The sequence below is a fragment of the Raineya sp. genome (assembly GCF_053497555.1).
The window spans coordinates 1-5967 of sequence record NZ_JBRCWE010000098.1; the positions used below are offsets into that span (position 1 = coordinate 1).

6 protein-coding genes are annotated in these 5967 nt (G+C 34.6%); all 6 read right to left on the reverse strand.

Annotation, left to right across the window (positions count from 1 at the left end):
• Positions 1–62 precede the first annotated feature (62 nt).
• Positions 63–593, reverse strand: coding sequence for a hypothetical protein (locus tag ACWITO_RS12700; protein WP_448530374.1), 531 nt, complete (start codon positions 591–593; stop codon positions 63–65).
• A gap of 82 nt (positions 594–675) precedes the next feature.
• The gene (locus ACWITO_RS12705) at positions 676–972 is read right to left on the reverse strand and encodes a hypothetical protein (RefSeq protein ID WP_448530375.1); all 297 of its coding nucleotides are present in this window, start codon (positions 970–972) and stop codon (positions 676–678) included.
• A gap of 150 nt (positions 973–1122) precedes the next feature.
• On the reverse strand, positions 1123–3753 hold the full coding sequence (locus ACWITO_RS12710; RefSeq protein ID WP_448530376.1) for a hypothetical protein: 2631 nt from the start codon (positions 3751–3753) through the stop codon (positions 1123–1125).
• Position 3754: 1 nt separating this feature from the next.
• Positions 3755–4603: a GLPGLI family protein gene (locus ACWITO_RS12715; protein WP_101359266.1), complete on the reverse strand. Its 849-nt coding sequence runs from the start codon at positions 4601–4603 to the stop codon at positions 3755–3757.
• 65 nt (positions 4604–4668) lie between these two features.
• Positions 4669–5541: a GLPGLI family protein gene (locus ACWITO_RS12720; RefSeq protein WP_101359265.1), complete on the reverse strand. Its 873-nt coding sequence runs from the start codon at positions 5539–5541 to the stop codon at positions 4669–4671.
• 75 nt (positions 5542–5616) lie between these two features.
• Complete coding sequence (locus ACWITO_RS12725) at positions 5617–5805, reverse strand: hypothetical protein (protein WP_448530377.1); 189 nt, start codon at positions 5803–5805, stop codon at positions 5617–5619.
• Positions 5806–5967 lie beyond the last annotated feature (162 nt).

The following is a 5967-nucleotide window of genomic DNA, read 5'->3' on the forward strand; positions in this document are numbered from 1 at the left end:
AATTTGTTAATTTTATCCTTTATGGTCATTTTTATCCGAAGAATTATCAAAAAAAATAAATCCTAAACAACCTCAAAATAACCTATACTCTTAGTAGTAAATTTCACATATACTTTTGTAATTTGTCCTTTTTTACCCGTTTTGTTGGGAATATAGCTAACTATTGGGTTTTTGGGCTGAACAAAAATGTTAGTATTACTCCCGATGCCTAATATCCCTGAAAATGGGCTTCGTAAATCACCTACTTTTTTTCTATGGTTAAACCTTGGGCTACTAATTTCAATCTCCTCAATTGTTTCATAATTTTCAAGAAAAATTATTTGGGGAGTTTTTTCATCTCTGAAAACTATGTAAGAACTACTATGATTGGTCTTTGTAAAAAATATTGTATCACCCCATTTTAGCTGAGCATCAAGATAAAAGTAACCTTTTTCATTAGTTTTGGCTGTTTTACCTTCTCTTCTTTCAAACACCCAAACCTCATTTATAGGGGTTTGGGTGTTTTTTTCATAGACAAATCCTTTGATTTGTGCAAAAGTTTGGGAAATTGGTAAAAACAATAAAATGCAAAATACAAGTTTGAATTTTACCATAAAGTTAATCAGTTGTTACGGTACAAGGACAAAACGTACCACATTCACAATCTTCATCGCCAGATGAAGTTGCCTGAAATCCCTAACAATATCCTAAAAAGCAGTGCCCAGTTACTGTAACAACAGCAAAACACTTCCCATCACAATACGAAAAACCTCCCTGCCACAAAATTTTACGCTCATTACTATTCGTATCAGAATTGAAGTATTGCTCTTGAATAAGCAAGACATCTTTTAGCTTTGCCCTTTGTTTAATTTGTGATATTACTTTTTGCAAATCATTACCACATTCATTGCACTTTTGAGCACCAGTATTAAAAATAAAAGCCCCACAAATGACAAGTATAACAGAAAAAGTAGCATTTAAGAAAAATTTCATAAAAATTTGGAATTTAAGGGTTTGACAAAAAACTCCTAAACTTTTACGGGCCCCGAAGTTTAGTTGGGCAAAGAAAGAAAGAAAGAAAAAAAAAGCAAATTTTCTGTCAAATTTTTTCAAAAAATTAAAAAAATATCATTTGTAATGATTTTATCTAACTTTCCCCATTTTCCAACTTGCTTTTAGCAAAATGTTGAGAGGACGAAGTTCAAACAAGGTTTCACGGAAAGTGTTTTCTTGTATTTGAGCCAAAATAAAATTTTGCTGATTAGTGAGGTTAAAAATTTGCAGTTCAGTTTCCCATTGAGCAAATTTTCTTTGTAAAGAAATGTCTATAAAGTGGTTACTCAAACTTTGCCCCTGCTGAAAGGACTGAAAACTATACCATTTAGCAGTAAATATCCATTGCTTGATAATAAAATTAGCATACAATTGATGACGCAGTTGTAAAGTTTGTGGTATTTTTTGTGTATTAAGCTCGGTTTGCAACACATTGAAGCGGCTTTGTACCTGCAAGTTCAAAAAAGACCAATAATTGCAAACTATTTTCCCTTCAGCTTGCCAATTCTGAAAAACCGAAGTAAAATCCTGATTATTTTGTCTTTGCAAAAACTGATTTTGCATAAAAGTTCCGGAAATTGCCAAATTGGTGCGAGCCTTGTAAAAGTATTTATTGAAACGTGTATTTGCCATTAAATTCTGAAAAGGTGTTTGCAGAGCTATCATTTCCCTGCTTTCTACAATACCTATGAATTTCAGGTCGTAGCGGTAGTTGTAAAAACCTTGCAGAAAACTTATATCAGAGTTCCAACTCCAACCGCCCAAAATATTGTTGTAAAAAATATTACCCACCCATTGCCAACCTTTTCGTTCAGGTACAAGCAAGCCATTACGAAAAACACTCCGATAGCTTTGAAAAATCCCTTCTGTATTAAACCAATGCGTTTCGTCTTCTACCTCACTGCTATAACTACCTCCACCCGAAAAAAGCCAACCTTGCAGACGTTGCGAAAAGTTTAATCGCCAAAAGTATTGATGAAAAAAATTATTGCGTACCCCCTTTTCAGTATTTTGCCATAAGGCAAGCGGTGCGTACTCGGCACTTGCATTGAGCGTAAGTTGTTTGCCTATTTTTCTTTCGGTATTGAAATTTGCAAAAAGCTGATAAGCAAAGTCTTGTAAATTGTTTTGAAGGGTATCTTTGTTCTCCTCGTTATTCTGCAAAAGCAAATAACTTTCCAAATTTCTATAAGCGACTCGCAGACCTGTTTGGCTTCGGAAACGAAATTTTTTCCATTCTTGCGAGCTGGTTCTAAAATTTTCGGTTTGCAAAGTTGCCCCTTTTACAAATTGCGTAGAGCGATTTTGCCCGCCTATTTGCCATAAAGTAGGACTAACTTGCAAATGCTGTGGCAAAAGTTTGAAATAAGAATTAGAAACCCACTGCACTATCTTGCCTGCTTGCAAACGATAGTTTTGATATTCGTTTGCTACCTGAAAATAAGGGTTGTTTAATTTCTGACTAACGTTCAGAATGCCGAAAAAATTAACATTCGCTTCTTGACTTTCCCAATACTTTTTAGCTGTAAGAACATTTTTTGTGTAAATGTTTTTGAGATTTTTTTCATACTCTATTTCGCTTTGCAGAAGATGCTGTCTTTGAGTAAAAATTTGTTTTTCGGTAAAGGCAATGGTATCTGTGGGGAAAAAAACCTGCTGACGCAGTTGGGAGCGAGTTTGATTGTTTTGCAGTAAATACGTAAAATGATAACGCATTTGAGCAGAATGGGACATTTTTACAACTCCATTCAAATTGGTACTTGCTGATTGGTTGAAAAGATAGCGATTGCGTTCCAGCGGCGGGTTAGCAATTTGCGACAATTGCAACAAATCGCTACGGCGTTGCGGAAAACGGCGTAATAAAAGTTGCTCCAAAGAAATGGCGTGTTCGGTGAGACTCTTCTCTGAATCTTTGCCAATATTATCACTTTGTAAAATATTGATAAACTGATGATTACGAAAAAATTTGAGAGCAACTATTTTGCTATCCCAAAGCAGAAAGGGCAAACCCAAGCCTGTTTCTCCGTTCAAGGCAATACTTTTTTTGGCTTTTTCAGTAAGACGCAAATTGAGAGCAGGATTTGAACCCTTGATGCCCAAACTATCCAATAGTTTGATATCCTGATGATTTTCGTAAAACTCAACTTCATCTACCATTTCCCAAGGCACATTTTCCGAAGCTATATTGTAGCGTTTGCCGAGCATATCCAAGTTTTCAATATAAAACTTGCTGATAGGTTTTCCTTTGTATTTAATAAGTCCATTGTCGCCAACTTCTACGCCAGGCATTTTGGCAAGTACATCTTTGATGTTTCTATCGGCTTTGCTAGCAAAACTTCTTACATTATAGGTAGTTGTATCGCTACGAATCGTTACGGGATTGAGTTTTATCTCAATTTCCTTAATTTCCGTTGAGCTTTCTTTGAGTGTGAAATGTAGTTTTTGGGAAATGGCGGGAATTTTTTGTCGGATTTTTTCGTAAGAAATATGCCTGATTTCTATTTCCAAACTATCGGTACTTGCAGAAACTGAAAATTGAAATTTCCCTTTGGCATCGGAAAAGGTATAGGCAAGAATTTTTTCATTGCCCGAAGCGTATAAAAGCACCGTAGCATTTACGACAGGTTCTTTGCTATCTTGCAAAGAACCTTCTATCATAATTTGAGCAAAAGAAATATGGGAAAAAAGTTGTAAGCACAATATGCTCCAATACAAACGCATTTTATTCGTATTCTATGGGATTGAATGGGTATTTGGGTCGGGGTTGTGGTTTGCCTTGGTTATCTCTCAATTCTACCTGTACGGGGGCGTTCATTAGTGCAGCCGACATATAACCTATGGGGTCTTCCACATACTTTTTGAGTTCTATCATATATTTTTTGTGAGTAATTTTAGAAAAAGCGATAGGCTCGCCTTCATAATGGGTTTTCATTTCATAACCAGCAGGCAGACGGCTTAAACCTAAAAGTTCAAAAGTATAATGATTTTTACTATCTTTGGCTAAAACAACAAGCCCCGGTAATCCGTAAAATTTCCAAACCCCAAAGGGGGTAGGTATATCCAAAGTGTACCACACTTCCCAGGTTCTACCTCTAAACGTTGTAGTTGCTTTTTTACAAAGATAACCTTTAATGGTTTGTGTTTCATCACTCATTTGCCACTGAAAAAGAGGATATTCCTCTTCGTACATAAAACTTTTTCCGATGAGATTTTGGGTATAGAATGTAAGTTTTTTATCGTTAGGGTACTGATGCACAATGACAGTGCTATTCTTACGCAAGCTTCCTGCTACCCCTCCAAAATTAAAAGTAGATTTGGTTGCCATTGACTTTTGTAATTGCATATAAGCCACTGAGTCAGCTATTCTACGGGCAGGATTATAAAACACTGAACGAGTTTTAGAAAATTCTAAAAACATCGTATCCGTAGAAATTTGAGTAGGTTTAGTAGTATCAACTACTACTTTTACGCTGTAAATAGCTCTTAATTCTCCTTTTCCTAAACGGACTTGAGAAAAAGCGTTTGTATTTATCAAACTGATTATCAAAACTACTAATATCAAGCGAAACATACACTTTGTTTTGCAGTTTTTTAGTAAGGCTTGAGAAATTTATTCAGCATAATTTATTTGTTTTTTTACTCATATTCAATAGGGTTATAGGTAATTTTTCGTTTGGGTATTGGGCGTCCTTCTTTATCTTTCATTTCAATTTGTACAGGCGTATTCATCATAGCTTGAGATATATATCCCATAGGGTCTTCAAGGTATTTTTTTAGTTCTTGCATATATTGTTTGTGAGTAATTTTAATAAAATTTCTTGGTTCTCCGTAGTCATAGTGCGTTGTCATTTCATAGTCAGTAGGCAAGCGTTTTAAGCCCAATAACTCAAAAATAAAATGATTTTTACTATCTTTGGCTAAAACAATGAGCCCAGGTAATCCATAAAATTTCCAAACTCCAAAAGGTGTAGGTATATCTAAAGTGTACCATACTTCCCAGGTTCTACCTCTAAATGTTGTAGTTGCTTTTTTACAAAGATAGCCTTTGATAGTTTGTGTTTCATCACTCATTTGCCACTGAAAAAGAGGATACTCTTCTTCGTACGTAAACGCCTTGCCTGGTAAGTTATGGGTATAAAATGTTAGCTTTTGGTTAGTAGGGTAACAATGAGCTATCACGTTGCTATTTTTGTTTCGCATATTAGAAAGTAAATTATCACTGAAATTTAATTTTATTGGTGCTCCTGACTGTGATGCTTTCATTGCTTTTTGTGTTCTACTTAAAGCAATAGAATCTAATGCTCTGTATGTCGGATTGTAATACACTGACCTTGTTTTGGAAAATTCCAAAAACATTGTATCTGTTGTAATATATGCAGGTTTAGTGGTATCAGCCACCTTTTTGGCAAGATATACCGCTCTAAACTCTCCTTTTCCTAATTTAGTTTGGGCAGTAAGAAATTCTACGCTCAATAAATTGCATACCAGTAGTAAAAATATTTTTTTCATATATCTTTATGTTTTGAGTTTTACTTTGAAGGAGAGTATCCTTAAATAAGGATACTCCCTTTGCAAAACAAAAAATTAATTCGGGAAAGTAATAAGGAAATAATCTGCACCTTGCTGACAAAATGCCATATCTGCAAGCATCAAAGAAAACATAAATTGTTCAGCTGTAACATTACAAAACGTAGCAATAGCAGTGATACCACAAGAAAAAGTAACAAACGCTTCATTGCACCATTTAGGCTTATTATCTGCGTTAAATGCCAATTGATATTAACTATTGTAAGCAAATTTTTCTTTTGTTGCAACTTTTAATTTTCCTTCAGCATTTGCAAAATTAAGAATTGCTAAAAACATTACCAAAACAAACATTACTTTTTTTATAAAAATTAGGAATTTAAGATTTCACAAAAAACTCCTAAACTTTTA

Coding starts and splice junctions, on each gene's coding strand:
- ACWITO_RS12710 (WP_448530376.1), bottom strand. CDS start 3,753: ATGCGTTTGTATTGGAGCATATTGTGCTTACAACTTTTTTCCCATATT.
- ACWITO_RS12700 (WP_448530374.1), bottom strand. CDS start 593: ATGGTAAAATTCAAACTTGTATTTTGCATTTTATTGTTTTTACCAATT.
- ACWITO_RS12720 (WP_101359265.1), bottom strand. CDS start 5,541: ATGAAAAAAATATTTTTACTACTGGTATGCAATTTATTGAGCGTAGAA.
- ACWITO_RS12715 (WP_101359266.1), bottom strand. CDS start 4,603: ATGTTTCGCTTGATATTAGTAGTTTTGATAATCAGTTTGATAAATACA.
- ACWITO_RS12705 (WP_448530375.1), bottom strand. CDS start 972: ATGAAATTTTTCTTAAATGCTACTTTTTCTGTTATACTTGTCATTTGT.